The organism is Streptomyces sp. NPDC051364 (genome assembly GCF_040682115.1).
In the GTDB taxonomy this organism is placed as follows: domain Bacteria; phylum Actinomycetota; class Actinomycetes; order Streptomycetales; family Streptomycetaceae; genus Streptomyces.
Window position 1 is genome coordinate 78116 of the sequence record NZ_JBFBAH010000010.1, and the last position, 20165, is coordinate 98280.

The 20165-nt window shown below is 68.6% G+C and carries 21 protein-coding genes and 2 pseudogenes; 10 read left to right on the forward strand and 13 right to left on the reverse strand.

Annotated features, from left to right (window positions below; translation table 11 throughout):
- Positions 1 to 45 precede the first annotated feature (45 nt).
- The 4 genes from AB0M76_RS22175 (at position 46) to AB0M76_RS22190 (ending at position 4061) form a co-directional block, all read left to right on the forward strand.
- Positions 46 to 1380 carry an alpha/beta hydrolase gene (locus AB0M76_RS22175; RefSeq protein ID WP_365954508.1) on the forward strand — a complete coding sequence of 445 codons (1335 nt, stop codon included), beginning with the start codon at positions 46 to 48 and terminating at the stop codon, positions 1378 to 1380.
- A gap of 484 nt (positions 1381 to 1864) precedes the next feature.
- Positions 1865 to 2623: a hypothetical protein gene (locus AB0M76_RS22180; RefSeq protein WP_365954509.1), complete on the forward strand. Its 759-nt coding sequence runs from the start codon at positions 1865 to 1867 to the stop codon at positions 2621 to 2623.
- 119 nt (positions 2624 to 2742) lie between these two features.
- Positions 2743 to 3126, forward strand: a complete 384-nt coding sequence (locus AB0M76_RS22185) for a hypothetical protein (RefSeq protein ID WP_365954510.1) — start codon at positions 2743 to 2745, stop codon at positions 3124 to 3126.
- Positions 3127 to 3350: 224 nt separating this feature from the next.
- A complete protein-coding gene (locus tag AB0M76_RS22190; protein WP_365954511.1) occupies positions 3351 to 4061 on the forward strand; it encodes a hypothetical protein in 711 nt (236 codons plus the stop codon).
- A gap of 342 nt (positions 4062 to 4403) precedes the next feature.
- Here the strand turns inward: AB0M76_RS22190 and AB0M76_RS22195 are convergent.
- The 4 genes and pseudogenes from AB0M76_RS22195 to AB0M76_RS22210 form a co-directional block, all read right to left on the reverse strand.
- Positions 4404 to 4939: pseudogene (locus AB0M76_RS22195) on the reverse strand (transposase).
- A 58-nt stretch (positions 4940 to 4997) separates the two neighbouring features.
- A complete protein-coding gene (locus AB0M76_RS22200; protein WP_365954512.1) occupies positions 4998 to 5366 on the reverse strand; it encodes a winged helix-turn-helix domain-containing protein in 369 nt (122 codons plus the stop codon).
- 267 nt (positions 5367 to 5633) lie between these two features.
- Entirely contained in the window at positions 5634 to 6332 is a 699-nt protein-coding gene (locus AB0M76_RS22205) for a transposase (protein ID WP_365954513.1), read from the reverse strand.
- Between the two features lie 150 nt (positions 6333 to 6482).
- Complete coding sequence (locus AB0M76_RS22210) at positions 6483 to 7394, reverse strand: LysR family transcriptional regulator (RefSeq protein WP_365954514.1); 912 nt, start codon at positions 7392 to 7394, stop codon at positions 6483 to 6485.
- A gap of 128 nt (positions 7395 to 7522) precedes the next feature.
- Here AB0M76_RS22210 and AB0M76_RS22215 point away from each other — a divergent pair, with 128 nt between their 5' ends.
- Positions 7523 to 7930: a cupin domain-containing protein gene (locus AB0M76_RS22215; RefSeq protein WP_365954664.1), complete on the forward strand. Its 408-nt coding sequence runs from the start codon at positions 7523 to 7525 to the stop codon at positions 7928 to 7930.
- Here the strand turns inward: AB0M76_RS22215 and AB0M76_RS22220 are convergent.
- The 6 genes from AB0M76_RS22220 to AB0M76_RS22245 all read right to left on the reverse strand — a co-directional run bounded on the left by AB0M76_RS22220 (position 7879) and on the right by AB0M76_RS22245 (position 14329).
- Positions 7879 to 8079 carry a helix-turn-helix domain-containing protein gene (locus AB0M76_RS22220; RefSeq protein WP_365954665.1) on the reverse strand — a complete coding sequence of 67 codons (201 nt, stop codon included), beginning with the start codon at positions 8077 to 8079 and terminating at the stop codon, positions 7879 to 7881. The two genes, AB0M76_RS22215 and AB0M76_RS22220, sit on opposite strands and share 52 nt — an antisense overlap.
- A gap of 194 nt (positions 8080 to 8273) precedes the next feature.
- Complete coding sequence (locus AB0M76_RS22225; protein WP_365954516.1) at positions 8274 to 9524, reverse strand: hypothetical protein; 1251 nt, start codon at positions 9522 to 9524, stop codon at positions 8274 to 8276.
- Entirely contained in the window at positions 9521 to 10081 is a 561-nt protein-coding gene (locus tag AB0M76_RS22230) for a hypothetical protein (protein ID WP_365954518.1), read from the reverse strand. The genes AB0M76_RS22225 and AB0M76_RS22230 overlap by 4 nt, the downstream gene beginning before the upstream one ends.
- 88 nt (positions 10082 to 10169) lie before the next feature.
- Complete coding sequence (locus AB0M76_RS22235; RefSeq protein ID WP_365954519.1) at positions 10170 to 13064, reverse strand: M48 family metalloprotease; 2895 nt, start codon at positions 13062 to 13064, stop codon at positions 10170 to 10172.
- Positions 13064 to 13654 carry a hypothetical protein gene (locus tag AB0M76_RS22240; protein WP_365954666.1) on the reverse strand — a complete coding sequence of 197 codons (591 nt, stop codon included), beginning with the start codon at positions 13652 to 13654 and terminating at the stop codon, positions 13064 to 13066. Before AB0M76_RS22240 ends, AB0M76_RS22235 begins: the two co-directional genes overlap by 1 nt.
- A gap of 378 nt (positions 13655 to 14032) precedes the next feature.
- The gene (locus AB0M76_RS22245) at positions 14033 to 14329 is read right to left on the reverse strand and encodes a hypothetical protein (RefSeq protein ID WP_365954520.1); all 297 of its coding nucleotides are present in this window, start codon (positions 14327 to 14329) and stop codon (positions 14033 to 14035) included.
- A 306-nt stretch (positions 14330 to 14635) separates the two neighbouring features.
- Here AB0M76_RS22245 and AB0M76_RS22250 point away from each other — a divergent pair.
- Positions 14636 to 14779, forward strand: a pseudogene (locus AB0M76_RS22250) (IS110 family transposase); the annotation flags it as partial.
- A gap of 125 nt (positions 14780 to 14904) precedes the next feature.
- Here the strand turns inward: AB0M76_RS22250 and AB0M76_RS22255 are convergent.
- The 3 genes from AB0M76_RS22255 to AB0M76_RS22265 form a co-directional block, all read right to left on the reverse strand.
- Positions 14905 to 15708: a hypothetical protein gene (locus tag AB0M76_RS22255; protein WP_365954521.1), complete on the reverse strand. Its 804-nt coding sequence runs from the start codon at positions 15706 to 15708 to the stop codon at positions 14905 to 14907.
- 66 nt (positions 15709 to 15774) lie between these two features.
- The gene (locus AB0M76_RS22260) at positions 15775 to 16284 is read right to left on the reverse strand and encodes a SigE family RNA polymerase sigma factor (protein WP_365954522.1); all 510 of its coding nucleotides are present in this window, start codon (positions 16282 to 16284) and stop codon (positions 15775 to 15777) included.
- A 252-nt stretch (positions 16285 to 16536) separates the two neighbouring features.
- Positions 16537 to 17049 (reverse strand): PadR family transcriptional regulator, encoded by a 513-nt coding sequence (locus tag AB0M76_RS22265; RefSeq protein ID WP_365954523.1) that lies wholly within the window; start codon positions 17047 to 17049, stop codon positions 16537 to 16539.
- A gap of 93 nt (positions 17050 to 17142) precedes the next feature.
- Between AB0M76_RS22265 and AB0M76_RS22270 the strand changes: the two genes are divergently transcribed.
- The 4 genes from AB0M76_RS22270 to AB0M76_RS22285 all read left to right on the forward strand — a co-directional run.
- Entirely contained in the window at positions 17143 to 17703 is a 561-nt protein-coding gene (locus tag AB0M76_RS22270; protein WP_365954524.1) for a hypothetical protein, read from the forward strand.
- Positions 17704 to 17748: 45 nt separating this feature from the next.
- A complete protein-coding gene (locus AB0M76_RS22275; RefSeq protein WP_365954667.1) occupies positions 17749 to 18099 on the forward strand; it encodes a carotenoid oxygenase family protein in 351 nt (116 codons plus the stop codon).
- Between the two features lie 122 nt (positions 18100 to 18221).
- The gene (locus tag AB0M76_RS22280; protein ID WP_365954525.1) at positions 18222 to 18473 is read left to right on the forward strand and encodes a hypothetical protein; all 252 of its coding nucleotides are present in this window, start codon (positions 18222 to 18224) and stop codon (positions 18471 to 18473) included.
- A 416-nt stretch (positions 18474 to 18889) separates the two neighbouring features.
- A partial coding sequence (locus AB0M76_RS22285) for an FG-GAP-like repeat-containing protein (protein WP_365954526.1) occupies positions 18890 to 20165 on the forward strand: 1276 nt, incomplete at its 3' end.

A 20165-nucleotide genomic window follows, 5' to 3' on the forward strand; every position in this document is an offset into this window, starting at 1 on the left:
TAACGTCGTTTTGAAACAGCGTTCTGAAACTATCGGAGGTTCGCCGTGCCCACGTCCGCCATACGTCTCGCCCGCTTCACCGGACGCTTACTGCTGGCCCTTGCCGCCGTCGCGACGCTGGTCGTCGTCTTTCTCGCACTGATCGCCCTCACGGACGGGGCAGGCTCGGGGCTCGCCGCATGGTTGACGACCCTTGGAGCCGGGGCCGTCCTCGCGATGTGGCGGGGTCGGCGCCGCACTTGGCCGGCGCGGCTCGTGCCGTTCCTGCCGGTGGTTGTCGCGGCAGCATTGACGGCGGCGGTCTGCATCCCGACCGTGCCGACGGCCCGGCGGTACCCGCCCGCCCTGCCGTTCGTGGCCACGCAGCACTGGAGCCTGGCCACAGGCAGCCGGGTAGCGGTGCATCACTACCCGCCCGCGAACTCCGGCGCCCGGCATCCCATCCCGTTCGTGTACCTAAACGGCGGACCGGTCCGTGGCATCTCGGTGCTCGACCACCGGTTCCTGCAACTCCTGGCACGCCAGGGCTACGACGTCTACGCCTACGAACAGGCCGGTGGCGGACGAAGCGACCTGCTCCCCATGGACCAGTACACGATCTCCAGGTCAGTCCGCGACCTCGCCGCCTTCGTCGACCGCCTGAACATGGGCAAGGTCGACATCCTCGGATTCTCCTCAGGCGGGGTCGTGCTCACCCGAGCCCTGGCCGACCCGAGCATCGCCGCACGCTTGCACCGGGCGATCATCGCCGAGCCCGGCCCCATGGACGGCCCCACCGCGCACATCACCGGGCACAAGGGCCGAAAATCCGCACGGGGCCTCGCCCCAGCCATGACCGGACCGCGATCGACGCACGTCCCCCGGTACGCCGTGGCATTCGGCCTCATGCGGCTGGGACTCCTCACCCCCGACACCGGACTGATCGGACAGGCCGAAGGCGACAACGCCTTCACCGCCGCAGACCTCGGCAGCGACACCGCATCCGCCTACTGTGCGCGCGACGCACACCGCATCCCCGCCGAGGACACCGCACAGAACTTCTCCTTCAGCCCCGCCGCCAGCCTCCGCATCCAGCAGACGGTCAAGGACTCACCCGCCATCGCACCGCAACTGAGGCAGTCCCGGACCCCCGCGATGCTGATGATCGCCGAGTGCTCCTCCCAGGTCCGTCAATGGGCGACCGCCATCCTTGCCAATGACCCCGCCATCCAGCGCACGCAGTACATGCCCGGAGTCGGACATCACATGTGGAACAGCCTGGACGACAACGACGACCGAGCCGCCTCCGTCATCACTGCGTTTCTTCAGGACAAACCAGCACCCCTGCCGAACTACCCGACCCGCGACGAGGTCCCTACCTTTCTGCGCGACCACAAATGAAGACGTTGCAGTCCGTCACCGGCAACGCCAGGCGAACCCTAGAAACCGCCCGGCCCTGCGCCAGTTACAGCCAAGGGCGATCTCTTACAGTAACGGGTCAAGTTGACCTTGGTCATCCAGCGGCGAATGCGGCCAGCAGGGTGTCCGCCCGGACTTCCAGTTCGGGCGTCAAGGCTCCCTTCACGGCCACCATGAGCTCATCGCCGCCGACAGCGCGGACAAGCCGAACCTCGACCTGTCGATGCTCACCGACCAATGGATACGAGTACCAGCCGTCGGGCCGATCGTCGTCGGTTGCCTCGACCGCCAGCAGTGGTCGGCGACACGAGGGATGTCAGTAGGGATTGACGTCATCGGTGTCGATGGCGCGGAGGCTGTACTGGACGTCGTCGGCCAGGACGGTGTTGCCGTCGGCGGTGACGGTGATAAGGCCGGCGTTCTCTCTGTCCGGTGCGGCACGGGCAGCCGCTCATAGGATCGGCAAATGATCAGACGACCACCGCCGCCTCCCCCCTCCGTGTCCTTCGACGTGCCCGACGGACACGGCGTCATCGAAGTGACAGGCGACGAGGGTGGCAGCCTGCTCCTGCTGGCCGGCGATCCGGTGTTTCTGGAAGCCAACGACGGTTGCGGCAGCGTGGGCTGGCTGGCAGCCCGCGCGGGCACGGACGGCCCCGGGCTCTCCGAGGTCAAGTACCTCACCGAGTGGCTCAGCGCCCCCGGCCTCGTGCCCGATCCGCGCACCGGCCAGGCCGAGCCACCGGATCCGGAATGCCTGCGCCCGCTGCTGTCGCTGCTCGCCTCCGGACGGTACGTGATGACGGCCGCGGTCGCTCCGCACCACCTGCGGGTGGTCCATCCGCGCGCCCTCCAGGTCCACGGCTGGTACGCCGACGAGGAGCTCGCGCTGGTGACCACCGACGCGTGGCCGCCCCACGACCACAGGGCGGTGCGCCGCTACCGCGACCGCATCCGCGCCGGGGGCGACCTGCCGGCGCTGGTCGTGCTGTTCCCTACCGCCGAAAGCTGGGTGGGTTACCTCCTCGACGGGCACCACAAGCTCGCCGCGTACGAGCAGGCGGGGGTCCCTCCGATGGTCATCAGGCTGACCCCCCAAGTGCCCCGCCCCTTCCGGCGCGACGACCTCGACCGGGCCCGGGCGGCATTCTCCGACAGGGCGCCCAGGGATCAGGACGCCGCGCTGGGCAGGGTCTTCGCTTACATGCGGGCGGAATCCGTCTGAGTCGGCAGCGCCCCTGTCCTCACATTGTCCGAGCTACCGACATTTCCAATGTCGCCCACCACTGACGTTCTCGGGCTCTGGCACGGGAAGCGTGAAGCGGTGACTGACGGTGTCGTGCGGTGGTCGGCGCCGACCGGCCGGCGGTCGACGACCTGGCGGTGGCAGGGGCGCTCGAAGAGTTCGTCGGAGCCGGGCATCAGATCGGCGGGGTTGATGTCGAGGCACTGGGCGAGTTCGGGCAGGACGCGGACGGGGAGGTCGGGGAGTTCTTCGAGATCGATCTGTTCCCCTGGTCGACGCCGCGGCTGGAGAACGCCGCTGCGGCTGTGGGCCACCCGGAACTGCCGTGGGCTCGCCACACGCTCCGGTACTCCTGCTCCGCCAGGGCCGCTTCAGGGAATCCGTGGCCCAGTTCCGTCACGTCGACGGCTACACGGGCTGCTCCCGCCCGGGCATTGCGCCCCGGCGCACCACACAGACGTCGGCTGAGCAACGAGCGCTGACAGAACCGCCCCGACCACAGCCGCCGCTTCATCAACCACACCCTCAAGTTGCACACCGGCACCTGAGCGAACCACGGCTCGCCACCAAGCGGCCCAACCTCGCTGTCCGCGGGAAACGTCCCGGTACATTCCCGAGGGAGCCGTATCCATCAGGGACGCCCGGCCATGTATGACCTCGGCTGCGTGGGCCTACGCCGCGGAGGGCCACAATGAGGCTGCCGAACATGGGCGACGAGCAACAGGCTCCGCCGACACCCGACGAAATCCAAGCCAAGCTCGGAAAGCGCCTGGACGACGTCGCCAAGATCCTGGCCGGTGCGCTGATCACCGTTGCCGGGATCATGACAACTCTCGGGCTGTCCAGCGACATCGTGTTCGTCGCCCTCAACAACGAGTCATGGCCGATCTACGTGGCCTCGCTCTGCGCCATCCTCGCCATCGTCTGCAGCATCGTCGCCCTGCTCGTCCACCCCACTCGGCGGGGCAATCTGTGGGAGACCGGCGTTCTCGTCCTCGGAGTCATCTTCTACATGGTGGCTCTCAGCGTGGCAGTGATCGGCGCGGCCAAGGCCGCCGGCGGGAACGGACGGCCCACCATCACCAACGTCAAGATCGAAGGCCCACGGTCCCATCTGCGACTAAGTTTCGACGTTCATGCCGACGGCGTGGAGACGTGGGCCACTCTCCAGGTGTTCGTGACCGCCGTGCGGGCTGACCTGAGTACGCCCGTCCGAGACTCGGTCGACGACTACTCAAGTGAGCTCAGACCTGACGACGAAGGCGCGGTCGAGCAACGCGTCAGCATGCCGATGGCACTGCCACCACAGGCGGGGGGCATCAGCGTCGTCGCCCTCAACGCGGGCGACGGAACCGATCAAGCGTGTGAATCACGCAGCCAGCGTGGGCCCACCTGCACCAGGATCCGGATCCCGTAAGGCGGGAACCCGAGGGGTTCCTCACCCAGGCCGTGGAGCTCTCCTGCCGGGACACCGGCCGACTGCATGCACGTGCGCCACCGATCCGCCGCGGCACTGGGCCGTCTTCCGCGACCCGCCGACCAGACCGGACGCTCTCCGTCGCCACCACGTCGGCAACGACCCACACGGCCCCCGCCGCCTGCTTCCACGGCCGACCGCCGTCCTGGTGGTCAGTCATCTGACGCGGCCCAGCAGCGGGGCCGCCCATGCCGGGAAGGCGGCGGCCTGCGGCGGCGGCGGGGCCGGGGACCGTGCGATGCCCCGGGCTGCGTGGGGCGTCAGGACCGTGTACTGAGGTTTTCAGGGTGGGGTCGGTGGGGTGTGGGTCAGGCGGGTGGCGGTGAGGCAGCCGTCGATAAGGTGGGGCCGGAGTTGGATCCTGCGTAACTCGCGGCGGAGTTTGCGGTCAAGGTCGTCGGTGTTCCGAAGGCGGTGTTGGCCATCGCTCTGCGCACGAGCGACCAGACAGCCTCGACGGGATTCAGATCGGGCGCATACGGCGGAAGCCGGACGGTGGTGAGCCAGTCGTGCTCGGCCTCATACCGCTTGAGTCCGGCGGCCAAATGGGTGTTGAGATTGTCCCAGACCACGACGATCGGACCCCCGAGCTGGATGTGGGCCCGCACCAGCAGGTCGCGGTAGTCCTGCCAGGAGAAGCTCTTGCGGGCGCCCTTGAGCAGGAGATGGCTGCGGGGCCGGTGGATGAGACGGCTCGGCTCGCCAGGTTTGTAGCAGCACAGCGCGGCGACTGAGGTCCGGCGGCGGGAGCGGCCGCGAACGCGGATGGCGGGTGTGTGTCCGCGCCTGCCCCAAGTGCGGGCGCGGGGCGGCGTCATGGAGAATCCGGCCTCGTCTTCGAAGACGATCCAGCCCCCGTGGGCCGCCGCGAGGTTTTTACCCGCGGCCACACCTCCTTCTTCCACAGCTCCACCGCGTGCTCGTCACGCTCGAGGGCTCTGCGGGCGGGTGCCAGGACCAGCCGTGCCGTTTCAGCAGCCGCCACACCGTCGCCACCGACAGGCTCACCCGCAACCGGCGGCGGATCACCTTCTGAACCCGGGCCAGAGTCCAGCGCTCGTCCTCGAAACCGTGCGCCGACGGACCCCTGCCGAGTTCCTCCTCGAGCACCGTGAACTCGGCATCGGTGACGGTCGGGGCGTTCGCCGGGCCCGTGGAACGCAGGGCCTCCATGCCGCCCTCGCGCCAGGCACGACGCCAGCGTTCCACCGACCGCACACTCACCCGCAGATCCTTCGCGATCACCGCGGTCTTCTCACCCGCCACGAACCGCACGCCGGCCTCAAGCCGGATCCCCTCACGAAACGCCCGACGCTCAGCGGTCAGGCCCCCACCCTCCGGATAGCGCATACCACCGGCATACCGCAGGGATCATGAACCGTCACCACCCGACGACAACCCGAAAAGCTCAGTAACTGTCGCGAGGACCAACGCCTCGCGCGCCGAAAGGTCACTGACACCTACTGAGCGCAGCACTGACATCTACTCTGCTCACGACAGACGGTGAAGACTTCATGACGTGTATAGGATCCGACGGCGCAGAAGATCCAGCTTGGCCCGGCCGTACATCTGGCGCTTCAACATCTTGATCCGGTTTACGGCCCCTTCCGTGGGCCCGTTGCTCCAGGGCAGGGTGAGTCCAGCGGTGACGGCTGCTTGGTCGCGTTGGAGGCTGCCTGCGAAGCCGTGAAGGGACGGCAGATCATCGGCCCGGACCTGTTGGAGCCACTGCGGCAGTCGGGCTCCGCCCAGGTTCTGGATCATGTCGGCGAAGCTCCGCACGTGGCCGTGCATGGCCTCCAGCTCCGGGCAGCGAGCGAGAATGTTCTTCAGCTGCACCGCGGCACCTGATGGCAGGTGGTCCGGGTTGGACATGATCCACCCTGCCACCCGACGGGGTTTTGGCGGTACGGGCGCGGGGCTCGGCGGGGCCTTCGAGGCGCGGAGTTCACGCACGTACCGGAGGACGGTGCGGGAACTGCCGAGCCAGCCCAGCGTCTGAAGCTCGCGATGGAGCTTGGTGCCGTTCGTGCAGCCCTCGTTCCACCGCTGGTGCAGGTACGGCTTGAAGCGATACGGCGCGGCGGTACGAGTCGGCGCTGCCGCCCCCTCGGCCGGACCGATCGTGACAGGCATGGTTTCGCAGCCGTACACCTGCGCCGGTGCGAGCCGAGGCCGACCGTGCCGTCCGCCGTACCGGTCGTCCGGCACGACGTCGACCTGTTCGGGTACCCGGCCGCCGAAGTGCTGGCAGCCCTGGAACCGGGCCCGCACGCCGGAGTGAGCCTGGTGCCCGCCCGGTCTCCGAGCAGGCACCTGCCAGAGGTGCAGCTCTCGATCAGGTAAGACCCAAACCCCGGATCAAGGCCCGGTTGACCCGGCGGCGTGCGTGAGGCGGCCGGGGTCGGTATGGGCGAGTGCGTGGAGCAGGTGACGCAGTGGCGGAGCGGGTGGTCCGGGGAGTACGGCCAGGGATGTGGTGAGCGCGAGGCCGGTCAGTGGTCGCAGGGCTACCCGGGGGACTGGGGGTAGGCCGGCCACTTCGTAGAAGACCGTCCAGGAGGGCGGGCTGCTCCCGATCGCGGTGAGGGTCTCCTGGAAGTTGGTAAACGGCGGCCCCAGGAGGGGTTCGCTTCCGGTGGCACGGAGGCCGTCGGTGACCAGGTCGTGGAACGGGGAATTGTTCTCCCGCGGCGCGAGCCGCAGCGGGAGGTGCGCCAGCTGTTCCAGGTGCAGGGCCGACTCGGTTGCCAGCGGATGGCCATCGGGCAGAGCCACGTACAGCGGGTCAGTCCACACCGGCAGGAGTTCCAGCTCCGGCGCGGCGGGAAGGGCCCGTACGAGGGCGGCATCCAGGTCGCCGGAACGTACGGCGGTCAGCCGCTCGGCGACGGGCAGGCGCCGTAGTCGGACGTGGAGCCGAGGGGCCGAGCCGGCAAGCGTGTCCAGGAGGCGGTAGATCCGGTCGCCGGGACCGTGCACGGTGCCCAGCCGCAGGAGGCCCTCGTGCCCGGAGTCGATGTCGGCGGCCACCTGCCGTGTGCGGTTCACCGCCGCGAGGACGGCGTGCGCTTGGGGCAGCAGCTGCTCGCCGGCACCGGACAGGTGCACATGGCGGGTGGAGCGTTCGAACAGGGTTACCCCGAGCTCCCGCTCCAGGCGGCGGATCTGCTGGCTCACCGCCGAGGGGACGATGCCGAGCCTCCCTGCGGCGCGGCCGAAACCGCCCTCCTCGGCGACGGCCACGAAGTACTGCAGCTGCCGCAGTTCCATACGCCTCTTCCCTCGATTGATCACGACTGGTGATTTCTGTGGGCGACAACTGCTTGTGGTGCGCGGATTCTTCCCCGGCTGGAATGGAGCCCGACCTCAGAGACTCGGGAGACGGGAGCCAGAAGATGATGCGGGACAGCGGTGAGAGCGCAGGGGCACTGATCGTTCGGTCCGAGGAGGCCGAGTACGTCCCCTTGCCGCATGACGGTGGCTTTCGGTTGCTGGCCGACGCCGGCGCGACCGGCGGCGCCCTGGGCGCGAACCGCCTGGCCCTCGGCGAGGGTGCCGACGGTGCCAGGCCGCACTATCACGCACGGTCGTCGGAGCTGTTCTACGTACTGGACGGCACGGTCCAGTTTTCCCTGGACGGTGAGATGGAGACCGTGGGGCCAGGTGCGCTGGTCGTCATCCCGCCCCGGAGGGGTCCCAGTAGTTCTCGCCGAAAAAACAACGGAACAGCCCCTGAGCTGCGGCGATCCTGGAGCTACGGGGTGTCTGCGGCCTGCTGGGGCAGGGCTTTGTCCAGGTGCCGGTAGATGGTGGGGCGGGTGACGCCGAACTCGTCGGCGATCTGCTGGACGGTGTAGTCGCCGGAGTCGTACATCTCCCGTGCCAACTGGATCTGGCGCGGGCCGAGCTTGGGCTTCTGACCGCCGGTGCGGCCCCGGGCGCGGGCGGCCTCCAGGCCCTACGCCGAGAAGGCGGCCGAGGACTGGCTCATCACGGCTACACCCGGGTCGCATGAGCAGTGCCGGACCGGAGCCCCAGCTGGGCACGATTCAATAGGCCACGGTGGTGCGAGTCAGAGTGACTCAGTACCTCTTGCAGCTCGTGATGCCGTCTGCCTGCAGGCAGACGGCATCAGCGGCGCAGGCTTGGTCAGCTGGGCGGTGGCAGATCGGGGAGGGCGGCGATCTTCTTGCTGTTGTCGGCTGCCAAGCGGATCAGACGTTCGTACTCGGCTTGGGTGAGTGCGACATCGGAGGTATGGATCTCGCCGCGGTATTGGCCGTTGCTGGGACCCCCGACCGGTACGGATGGGCCGGTGGCGGTGCAGGACAGGTTCGTCGACTGGCCCGGCTTGATCAGGATGGTGCCCGAGCAGTCCCCATTGGCTTTCACCGGCGCTCCGTCCCGGTCCATGACCCACGCGTACTTCACCTGGACGGCTTCGGAGGCTTGGGCCGCCGAGGTGGGGCCCAGGAACGTGACGCTCACCCGGGCGGTGAAGGTGCAGGCAGTCGGCGCGCAGTTACCTGTGTAGTCGCGCAGGATCTGATTGGTCACCCGGATCTGATGGTTGACCGCTTCCTGCGTCATGGTGAGCTTCGACTGGAAGTCGGCGGAGAACCGGTTCACTTCCTCCCGAGACATGGCCTCGATGTTGATCACGGTCGACCCGCCGGAGAAGCTGACGCGGTCGACGAAGCGCGCGCCGCCCACCATTTTCCTGCCCAGGCAGATGATCATGTCGTCGGCGTGGATGGGGGTGCAGGAGTGATCACCCACGGTGATCGGGGCGCCGACGGTGATCTTGTCGTCGGGAACCTGCTCCAGCAGGAGGGTCTTCGCCAGTGCCGGCGGGGCCAAGCTCGTGGCGAGGTCCTGAGAGAAGAACAGGCCGGGCGCCACCAGCGCAGGGTGCTCCGCAGCCACCGAGGACTTTTCGGCCATGCCGAGGGACTGCCACGCTTCGGTGTTCCCGCGCAGGAACGACTTGCCGTCGATGGCCGCGTAGTCGATCGGAGGGCTCCCCGCCATCGTCAACGTGCCCAGTGCGTCGCCTGGGTTGCTGACGACCAGGTCCAGCTGCGCATCGCCGCGGTCCTTGACACGGATGGTGCCCCTGTAGTGGAGGGCCGGGGCGCCGCGCAGCAGGGCTGCGGAGCGGGCCAGGTCGGTGCGCACGGAGGAGGCGGGGTTGTCCGGCCCGGTATCGATGAACTTGAGGAACCACACGAGGAGGGCGACGATGAGGGCGAGGACGCCCAGCGCGATGAGCACGGCGCGCCGCCGTGAACGGCGGCGCGGTGGGGGCTCGGTGACATTCTCCTCGTGGCCTTCACTGTCCGCGCCTGCGGCCGGAGGTGATGATTCTGGTGGGATGGGCCGGGTCAGGTCGTCGGTCATTGGCCCTCACCGGGCGTGTCCGCAGTGCTGGCGAGGCAGTTGACGGGGACGATCGTGGGGTAGGTGTAGGATTTTTCCTTGACGACTTTGCCATCGATGGTGATGCGGCAGGTGGAAGTGCCGGTCCCAGAGAAGTCTCCGGGCCGAGGTATGGATCCGGTCTCGCAGGAATCGCCCCCGATCGCGCGGCCAATGCAGCCGGTTCCGTTGACCATCAGGCTGACCCACGGTTCCTTGCCGTCCACCGTGAGCGTGACTTTCCACGGTGATTCCGCTGACAGTTGTCCTTTGTCCTTCTCTCCGATCAAGACCATGCCTTTGGGGCCTTGTGCGTGACCGAAGTAGTGGATTTCCATAGGCCGGCCGTAGTCGGAGATGGCCTCCAGTACGACGGTGTGGCGCTCTACCGGTTCCTTGCTCTCGGTGCTCCCGCTCTTGTCGCTGCCACACGCGGTCAGCGCGAGTGCACCGCTCAGCACGAGAGCAGCCACATGCCCGCCCCTGCCTCGTAATCGGCGCCGATTCCTGCCGGCATGATTTCCTTCACCCTTTGCCATGGGGCGAGGGTAGCGGCCATCTACGAGAGCGAGAAGGGCAGAAGTTTCGCGTGATCGCCACGGTTCGGCGGCCGTCTGTGGGGGACGTTCATGGGGACTTTTGCCGGATTGCTCCGGATTCGGCGAGCCAGTAGATCATCGCGTCCGACGATCCGACAGCTTCCTGGTGCGCATTTATGGCGGCTTGGGCGGTCGCGGCGCTCGGCTTCGTGGCGAGGTCCCGGCAGGCGGTGGTCAACTGCTGGTAGCGGTCCAGCATCTCGGCCCACATCTGCTGCCCGGTCACGGCGGGTACGGAGAAGAAGGTGCCGGCTCTCGTCGCCGCCCGGTCCAGGCCAGTGCAAGTGGTGTTCAGCTTCCCCATCGCCATGAGGAACTCCGCATCGGAGGTGGAGCTCGCTCCGGCCTTGAACGCGGTGGTGTAGTCACGCTCCGCTGCCCGAAGTGCGTTGACGCGATCCAGGCCTCCGACGGCCGCCCACGCCTGGCCCTGGAGCCGGGCCATCGACGCCGAGGGCGCAGGCGTCGACTGATCCAGCATCTGCTCCGGCGGGCGGGAGGCATGAGCGGCCGGACCGGAAGCCTGGACGCTGAGCAGGGTCGCGGCGACCGTAACGGCGGCGACCGCGATGGCCGCCACCCGGGCGCCGCGCTGCTGCGGGCGAAGCGGCCGGTCCGTGGTGGGTAGCGTTGCTGCTTGCTGCTTGCTTCGGCGCAGTCGCCAGAGCAGCCCGGCACCCCGGCCCGCGAAGGCGGCCAAGCCTGCCAGCAGCGTACCCAGCGTCAGTACGTAAGCCAGTTCAATCCTCACCAGGGGCCACACCGAGTCGGGCCACCATCTGCACGTGTCGGTCATCGTGTTGAGCGGACCAAGACAACCGTCGACCCTCATGAGGAGGTAGGTGGCACTGGCACCCAGCAGCGCGGTGACACCCGCCGCGATCAGCCCGGCCAGCAGCCATCCCGAATCTGTCACGGCTGCGACGAGGGCTGCGATGAGAGCCATCGCGCCGCAGATCACCAGGACGGGCCACATCAGGTGCGCGAGCTGGAATGGGCCCGTCATACGGACCGCGGCCGGATCCGGTGTGTGCATGTGCGCCAGTGCGATGGCCAGGCCGGCCCAGCAGACGAGGCCGCCGCCCATCCCGGCGGCCAGGATCCGGCCCGGCCCGGACGGGTGCGGAGAGAGCACCATGGCCTGCTCGGGCAGCGCTCCGGCAAGCCACTTCGGGCGGCGCGCCGTCGGGCGGATTGCAAGAACAAGTAGTGGGAGTACCCAGAACAGCACCCCGGCCCACCACAGGCTCTCAGCCGAGGCAAAGGTACCTGGAAGGACACCTACCACCGCCACGACTTCCAGCAGCGGGCCGATGCGCGCTGGTGGCAGGCCGGGCATACCGTACGAGCCCAGAAGTCCGGCCGTGGTGAACGGCCAGCCCTCGGTCAGGACCTCGCCTTGCACGTACCACCAGTACAGCACGGAGGCCAACACCAGTGAGGGCGCCGCCAGACCCACGAGCATGGCCGGGGCGAGCGAGCGCCCACGCCACGTCCGCAGCCATAACGCGGCGTTCTGCCCGGTCCACGTCATCACCAGCACCAGAGCGGCCACGAGGATCAACAAGGCCTCTGGGTGCGCCGGCAGCCATCGGTTGTAGGCAGCTCCCGGACCGGTCAACTCACCCGCGACGATGCCGGAGCCGAGCCATAGCCCGACGGGCCATCCCGCAGGCGTCGGCTGACCGGTAAGGAGCGCGTACAGCACGGCACGCCACAACGCGACGCCCCCGATGCCCACGACGAGTACCGCGATCAGTACTGCCTTGGCCGCAAGAGCACGGTCCGGCAGGCTCCCCAGGTTCCACACGAGGATGTCAGCCGCGAGGCCGGTGAGGAACAGGGGAAGCCCCTCCAGCGCGAACAGCGCTCTCGGGTCGGTGAGCGATGTCCGGCGCAGGGCCCAGGACGGGTGCGTGCGCCACAGTTCGACGAACCCGGTGAACAGCCACCGGCCCGCACCGGCGGGCTGCGGGGCGGTCCTCTCCCAGGGCGCCCGGCTCGCGCCCCAGCGCGCCGCCATGAGGTCGGCGTAGACCTCCCGGTTGCGCAGGATCCCCGCGCGGGTGAGGTAGACCGCCAGCACGATCAGAACACCGAGGACCCGTTCGTGGGTGTTGAACGGTGCGAAGGTGTCCCGGGCCTCTGGCGTGCCGTCGAAGAAGAGGATGTCCACCCCCACAGCGGCCCAAGGAATCAGGACCAGCAGCAGGAACACCCGCCACAGGGCGATGGTGGCGTAGGTGACCCCGACGTCCCGGTTGTGGAGGTGTGCGAGCTCGTGCAGTACCACGGCACGGAACCGGTCCCGGTGAGTCCCACTCGTGACAGCCAGACCGACGTCCAGGCAGACCGTAGGCGCGCGCCAGCGGCCGAACGTGACCGCGCTGACCGTCCACGCCGACGGATCGACGACGAAACGGGGTGGCCGGCTGAGCCCGGCAACACCCACGAGCTCGTCGAGCAGCGGTCGCAGCTCGCCGTGCACATCCATCGCGTCCAGGGGTGTGACCCTGGAACGCCGCGTCTTCCACACCGGCAGCAGCCAGTACACCGCGAATGCCGCAGCGACCGCCACGGCCCCCACGCCGAGCGACACCCCATCGAAATCCTGCCGGTACTGCGCCGTACATGCCTTGAGCGCGGAGGCGTTCTGGGTGTACTGGATGAAGCTCACGTTCCTGGACAGGGCAGGATCGATACCTGCCGCCAGCCAGCAGGCCGCCTCCTTGTCCGCCGTCTCGGGCGACGCGAGGAGGTGCCGGACGGTCCTGGGGACCATGCTCGCGCCAGCCCCCGCCAACAGCAGCAGAAGCAGCACGAACCGCAGGCCCGTACCAGCCGCGAGGACCCGCTCGTCCATCCGTACGGCGGCGGGCCGCTCGCCGGCCTCAGGATCCGCCCCGTCAGATAAGCCGACCATCACGCGGGACCGCCGGTCTCGCCGACCGGACCTGCCAGACCATCCGGCCCGGCAGGGCCACCAGCCCCTGCTATCGGGGGGCTGTCCGGCCCAGCTGCCGGACTGCCCGCCCCGGGCCCGGGCTCCGGGTCCTCCGGCTCGGGTTCCTCTGGCCCCGCGAGTACGAGCCTGGCCACCACGGCATCCGCGATCATCGAGGCGTGCTCCTCTCCCAAGCCACGCTGTACCGCCGTCTCCAGAACCGCCTTCCGTACCTCGGCCAGCTGCTCACGGTTCAGCGGCGGAACCGTCACAGCTTCGGTCGGCCTGCGTAGAAGCCTGCGCATCGCGGACCTCGCCCCGCTCGCCGCGCTGTCCACCCCGGCGCTCACAACCCGCTGCGCCGTCTGGTCCACCACCAGCCACACCACGGGAGTCACCAGCGCTGCGACCTCACCGAGGCCAAAGCCCAACGTCTCGCGCCGCCGGCCACGGCCGCTCAGCCGCCGTACGACGGTGGCATCGTCGAATCCGGCCAACGCCGCCACCAGCGGCAATTCCTCCGGGGCCACCTCAGCCACCACGTCACGGACCACATCGCGCACCCGCATCTTTACCACTCGGCCACCCGATCGAGCTGTTTCGGAACCCATGACACCCCCGTGATCAATCCCGGTACACCAAGGCCAACCCCCGCACCAGTCCTCACCCTGGCTGAACCCACCCAACGAGGCAAGACCCGACAGCGCTGCCACGCCAGCGTGAGCGAGTACCCGGTAGGAGGGCTCAGTCGGGGACATCCCGTTCCTCGATGCCTCGGCCTGGCGGTCAGCATGAGGCATCTGACGTGCGCACACTACGACGCCCTCGAGCGGGTAGCCGGACGAGCTCATTTGCCGACAACGTGAGGAGCCCGGCTGCTGACACCGGAAGGGCCCCGGCTTTTGTCCGCGGACAAGAGCCGGGGATCCTCGCGGGGGAGCGTCTCCTCAGCCCCGATCCGCGAGATGGGGGTACGGGGTGATCCAGAGAGCGTCGTACGTGGTGAGGACTGCCCGGAGTTCGCGGGCGCTCCGAGGTGTCATGGCCAGGAGCACGCGGTCGAGGAGCGCACGGCCTTCCAAGGGGTTGCCGCAGCAGTACCAGTGCACGTTGCCCCACTCGCATTCGTCCCACAGCCGGCGCTTGGGGCTGTGCACGTACTGCTTCCACCGGTCCAGGGCCAGGATGATGTCTCCTGGCTCCAGGTAGTTCCGGATGTATTCGAGGCGGGCGATCTCCGCCACCGCGCGCCCGGAGAGACCGTCGATGCCAGACCTTCCAGCATGTGGCCGGCGCTGCTGCGGGAACGCTGCCCGGAGGTGTCCTGGCCGCCTACGCGGCATGGACCTTTCTGATGATCGTCATGGGAAACATGCTGCCATGACCTGGAACGTCGAGGGACAGACTTTTGTCCGCGGACAAAAGCCGGGGCGGTCCGAGCCGCTGCGCCCAGGTTCTCCAGCGCGGGGAGTGCTCAGCCGAGGGGACAGGTGTCCAGCCATCAACTGCCCGCATATGTGGTCGATTTGGAGTTCGTCGAATCTGTCCGCTTCTACGATCGCAAACGTGCCGAGGGTAAACGCCATACCCAGGCTGTCCTCGCTCTTGCGCTTCGCCGCGTCAACGCTCTCCGGGCACTGTTGCGCGACGGTCGGTGCTACGAGCTCATGCCGCCAACGACTCTCGAGGCTTGACAAACAGCATGAGGAATCATCCCCACGGGGACTCCGTTCTCCTGGACCATCAAGATCCAAGTCTCTCCCGGTGTCCAAATCCGGGGTCAGGGCCTGTTCTGCCGCCATTTTCGGCAAGGCAACGGTCAGCCGACGGCGCTGAGGATAGGCGCCCAGGCGGCACCGGTGAGGGCGGCCACCGCCTGCTGCTCGGACAGAGGGGGAGCGGCACGGGTCGGCTTCGGTGTGTCGGAGCCGCTGCCGCCGCCGGTGCTGTTCCACTGCACCAGCTGAAGCTGCGCGCCGGTCGACTTCAGGGTCACCGTCACCGTCCAGCGGCGGGCGGTGTCGGCACGAGCCGGGTGCTTGGCCGCGTTCTGCTCCGACATCACCACGGCCCCGCCGGGAATCGAGGCACTGCTCGGCAGCTCGCTCAGCGTGCAGGTGTCGCCTGCGGCACGCGCGGGCGTCTGCTCGCAGCTCAGCCCGTCGCCGTCCCTGAGCGGCAGCTTGAGCCGCACGGCCGAGACGCCGACACTTGCGGCGCCGTGCCCGTCGTCGACGACCAGTACACCGTTGGCGACGTACCCGCCTGACGGATCCGAGGGGTTGTTGCTCTGCCCGGTCACCTGGCTGAACCGGCCCCCGGGGAACGTCATCTCCAGGGCCTGGATCATCTGGGTGCCGGTGATCGCAGAACGGGGCATCGCCAGCGCCACCGGCTCGATGTCGGAGCCTGCGGAGCGGGTCCCGGCGAGCGCGCCGGGGATCACCAGGCCGGCTGCCGCGATCACGGCGCAGGCGCCGACCCCGGCGATGGCGCCGGCGCTGCGCCGACGCCGACGGCTCCGCCCGCGCTCGACGGCTCCGCTCAGGAGCGCGGTGAGATCGGGTTCGAGGGAGTCGGTCGTGCGGTCCAGGGCATGTGCGAGGTCTGCTTCGAACGGCATGCTGGCGTCACCTTTTCTGTCGCTGATGAGGGCTTTGCTGCGGTTTTGACTTGCGTACACCGGCGCTCAGTGCGGAACCAGGTCGGACAGGCTGTCGCCGAGCAACGCGCGCAGCTTGCCGAGTGCACGGGTGCCCTGGGAACGGACCGCGCTGCTGCTCAGCTTGAGCATCTGGGCGGTCTCCTCGATGCTGCGGTCCTCCCAGTAGCGCAGAAGCAGCACTGCCCGGTCGCGGGGCGGCAGTTGGCCGAGCGCGTCCAGCAGGGTCAGCCGCAGTGCGGCGTCCGGGCCGGACGACGCCGCGCTGTCGGGCATGTTCGCGATGGGGCGCTCGCCGGTGCTTCGCCGACGCCGCAGGCTGAGGAAGGTGCGGACCAGAACCGTCTGGGCGTAGGCCGCCGGGCTGTCCGCACCGGCCACCCGGTTCCAGTGCACGTACACCCGGCTGAAGACTTCCTGGACCAGGTCCTCGGCAAGATGCGTGTCGCCGGCCGCGAGTACGTACGCCGAGCGGTACAGCGCCTTCGCCCTCGCGGTCACGAACTCCAGGTACTCACCCTCCTGTGCTGATTTCACTCGGTCCCCGCCTGTTCTCTTGTTCTGCGATCCCCGTGCATACCCCTCATGACTACGTGAGACGTCAGAATGTCGCGCGGGCGTAGCACGCGCTCGCGCACCTCGGCATCGACTGGGCGGCCGGGTGAGTCCCTGCCGGGCGTAGCCCAGGGGGTAGCGGGGTGGTTCAGGGCTCCGCCCGGTCGCAGGGGCAGGGGCGTGCCGGCCGCCTGTTGCATCGGCTCCGAGTTGCCCGCGGAAGGGGTGTCTGATTCAGCGGATTTGGTCGGCTGCCCAGGCGGCCCACTCGCGGCGCATCGCGTTGAAGCGGCGGCCGTACTCGAGGGCGATCTTGCCGTTCACCGACAGCGGGTCGTCGCCCCAGTCGATGGAGTCGGCCAGCCGGCACAGGCCCTCGTATTCGTGCTCCGACATTTCCATGAGCTCCGTAAGGTAGCCCCGCGCCTGGTCGGGGGTGATCACGTTCAGGAAGAAGACCCGCAGGAGGATGTCGTTGCGGGTGTTGCGCTGAGGCTTGGTCTCGGTCAGCCAGTGGCGCAGTTCCGTCAGCCCCTCGTCGGTGAGGGTGTACTCCTTGCGGCCGCGCGGGCCCTGCGCCGAAACGCTGATCAACTCGGCTTCGGCGAGCTTGGACAGCTCTGTGTACATCTGGCTCTGGGTGGCGGGCCAGACGTTGGCCAGCGAAGTCTCGAAGCGTTTCAGCAGGTCGTAGCCACTGGCCGGGTGTTCTGACAGGAGTCCGAGGAGGGCATGTCGAAGGCTCATGCCTCCACTGTACCTTCCACTCTTGACATGTCGATGGTGGACCTTCTAGTTTTGACATGTCAGAGCAGGGATGAAAGCAACCAGGGGGCCCCGATGTCGTACGTCCGCACCTTTCTTCCGTGGATCGTCTTCGCGGTGTTCCCGTCCGCCCAATGGCAGTGGGGCGCGCTCGCCGGTCTGCTGGTGGCGGTGGCGGTGACCGTCCAGCAGCGCCGTACCGGGGCCGGCTTCGACGCGTTGATCATGGAGACCGGCTCAGCGGTCTTCTTCGCCGCCTTGACGGCCATCGCCTACGCCGACCCCCACTCGGCCGTGCACACCTACTCGGCGGCCCTCTCCTCGGCCACCCTGGCCCTCATCGCCGGGGCCTCACTGCTCGTGCGCAAACCATTCACCCTGGGCATCGCCAAGCGCACCACCCCCCGCGAGGTCTGGGGCCTCAAGCCCTTCGTCCGGATCAACGTCGTCATCACCGCCGCGTGGACCGCTGCCTTCGCCGTAACGGCGGGCGCACTCGCGGCCCTCGCCCACGCCGGGTACGGCCACTCCACAGCGGCGACACTCGTCCAGGCCGCGGGGTTCGCCATCCCGATGCTCTTCACCGTCCGCTACGTCGCCGCCGCCCAGGCCAAAGCCAAAGCCCGTACCCGGTGAGCACCCCCGGCACTTCCCGGACAACTCGTTCCACCCGGCGAGGAGATCACCGCACACGACCTCGCCGCCACCGGGCAGGTCCCGGACGGGCCGCGCGGCTGGTACCTGCGTAACGGGCCCCACCCGGCCGCCGCCGCCCGCCGGCACTCGTTCCCTGGCGACGGCATGGCCCACGGGGTCCGGCTGGAGGGGACCGGCCCGCTCGTACCGCAACTGCCGGGCGCGCACCATCAGCTTCACCCGCAGGGCCCGCGCCAACGACAACCAGGGTGGCGCGACCTCACCGCAGGCCCGGCCAACACCCACCTCGTCCGGCACGCCAGCCGCACCCCGGCACTTCTCGAGACGGCCCTGCCGTACACACTCACCGCAGGCTGGGACACGGACGGACCGTAAACGGCGGGGAGTACGAGCCACCTGGCCGTCTGCCTGTCTACCAGACCCTGATCCGCAGTTGCCGCTCTCCACCCACTCGCAGCATGCCATCACGGGGGACCCTCATGCCCAGGCCCATTCGCTTGCTCGCTTCTGACGCCCTTCCGCTGACCCCGTCCGCGCCCACGGTGCCCGTCGCATTGAACGGAGCGCTCGCCACCGGCCTCACGGGAATCCACCAGGGCCGCAAGCCGGTGTCCACCATGGCGGCAACCGGTTCCGCAACCGGTTCCGCAACCGGCCAGCCGCTCAGAGCCATCGACTGGGACAGCGTCGGGGCGTCGGGCGTTTCACCAGCCAGCACATCCCTCGGCGACCGCACCGGTTGGGACTGAGGCTGTCGCGACTGCCCAAGCCCGCCTTCCCGACGCGGCGGGTAGTGCGGGCACCCACGCCCAGGACCTCATCCGGGCAGACCTGCGCCCGCGTCGCGCCGCACCGCTTCGGGCTCGCGTGCCGGCACCTGAGCCGTCGCAGTGAACTGGGCCTGCAGCCTCCTGACCTACGCGGTAACGCCCATCACCTGTCTCGGATGCTTCGGCGGGCTCACTGCCGACTGACGCTCCCAGGGCTGGTGTTGAAGGCCATGCCCCGGGCACCGCCTCGTTCCAGAGAGCGCGTCGCCCCTCTTCTCGGATCTCCTCGATCCTCCGGATCGCCGCACCTGCACGACGGCGATCCCTCCCGCTCTCTTCGCGGTTTCTCCGGACCCGGAGAACCTCTGCTGCTTCACCTCACAAGGAGTCCTGTCATGAACATGATCACTCGTCTGGCCGTATCCATCGCGGTCGCCGGCGCGGTCACCGTTACGACCCTCGGTCAGGCCATCGCCGACACCCCAACGCCGCCGACCGCCGCATCCAGCACGGCGGGCCCGGGTTTCCTGACCCGCTTCACCCCGACCGTGCCCAACCCGACTACCGCCTCAGCGGCGCAGTTGGCCGCAGCACCCGGGGCGGCCGGCGCGTTCGCCACTCTGGCCGCGGATTCCTCGGCAGGCGGCAGCATCAGCCGGGCGGAGGTCATCGACCGGGCCCAGTCGTGGGTCGACGCAGGCGTGCCGTACAGCATGACCAGCTACCGCACGGACTCCAACGGCAAGTACCGGACGGACTGCTCCGGCTTCGTCTCCATGGCCTGGCACCTGGGCTCCTCCAGCGGGAACAACTGGGGAGAGACCACCGGCACCCTGCTGAACTACACCTCCTCCATAGCCAAGGAGTCCCTCAAGCCGGGCGACATCCTCCTCAACCCCGACTCGGGCGCCAGCGGCCATGTCGTCATCTTCAACGGATGGACCAGCTCCGATCACTCCACGTACGACGCGTTGGAGGAGTCCGGCAGCAGCGGTGCCATCCACCACAGCATCCCCTACCCCTATTACAGCGGCCACGGCACCTTCAGCCCCCGCCGCTACGACAACATCCAGGACACCAGCACCCGCGCGGACATCACCGGTGACGGCAAGGCCGATCTGATGGTGCTGAGCACCGACGGCACGATCGGGCTCCGTCCGGGTTCGGGGACAAGTTTCGGTGCCAGCACCACAGTCAGCGCTGGCTGGCAGAACTTCCTCGGCGGGGCCGGTCAGGGCCGGCTGTACTACGCCGACATCAACGGAGACGGCAGGAAGGACCTGCTCGTCCACGGCACCGACGGCGCGATCGGCGTCCACTTCAACAACGGATCCGGTACCAGCTTCGGCGCGAACGTACCGATCTCCGCCGGCTGGCAGAACTACCTCGGCCAGGCCGGCCAAGGCCGCCTCTCCTTCCCCGACATCAACGGAGACGGCAAGGCCGACCTCGTCATCCAGGGCACCGACGGCACGATCGCCACCCACCTCGGCTCCGGCACCAGCTTCGGCGCCAACCTCCCCCTCTCCGCCGGCTGGCAGAACTACCTCAGCCAGCCCGGCCAGGGCCGCCTCTCCTTCCCCGACATCAACGGAGACGGCAAGGCCGACCTCGTCATCCAGGGCACCGACGGCACGATCGCCACCCACCTCGGCTCCGGCACCAGCTTCG

What these genes read in the sequence shown, in the direction of transcription:
- AB0M76_RS22215 (WP_365954664.1), top strand. Translation starts at nt 7,523, where the DNA reads ATGCGGGACAGCGGTGAGAGCGCAGGGGCACTGATCGTTCGGTCCGAG.
- AB0M76_RS22240 (WP_365954666.1), bottom strand. Translation starts at nt 13,654, where the DNA reads ATGCGGGTGCGCGATGTGGTCCGTGACGTGGTGGCTGAGGTGGCCCCG.
- AB0M76_RS22255 (WP_365954521.1), bottom strand. Translation starts at nt 15,708, where the DNA reads ATGCCGTTCGAAGCAGACCTCGCACATGCCCTGGACCGCACGACCGAC.
- AB0M76_RS22225 (WP_365954516.1), bottom strand. Translation starts at nt 9,524, where the DNA reads ATGACCGACGACCTGACCCGGCCCATCCCACCAGAATCATCACCTCCG.
- AB0M76_RS22235 (WP_365954519.1), bottom strand. Translation starts at nt 13,064, where the DNA reads ATGGTCGGCTTATCTGACGGGGCGGATCCTGAGGCCGGCGAGCGGCCC.
- AB0M76_RS22230 (WP_365954518.1), bottom strand. Translation starts at nt 10,081, where the DNA reads ATGGCAAAGGGTGAAGGAAATCATGCCGGCAGGAATCGGCGCCGATTA.
- AB0M76_RS22270 (WP_365954524.1), top strand. Translation starts at nt 17,143, where the DNA reads ATGTCGTACGTCCGCACCTTTCTTCCGTGGATCGTCTTCGCGGTGTTC.
- AB0M76_RS22210 (WP_365954514.1), bottom strand. Translation starts at nt 7,394, where the DNA reads ATGGAACTGCGGCAGCTGCAGTACTTCGTGGCCGTCGCCGAGGAGGGC.
- AB0M76_RS22190 (WP_365954511.1), top strand. Translation starts at nt 3,351, where the DNA reads ATGGGCGACGAGCAACAGGCTCCGCCGACACCCGACGAAATCCAAGCC.
- AB0M76_RS22180 (WP_365954509.1), top strand. Translation starts at nt 1,865, where the DNA reads ATGATCAGACGACCACCGCCGCCTCCCCCCTCCGTGTCCTTCGACGTG.
- AB0M76_RS22265 (WP_365954523.1), bottom strand. Translation starts at nt 17,049, where the DNA reads ATGAGCCTTCGACATGCCCTCCTCGGACTCCTGTCAGAACACCCGGCC.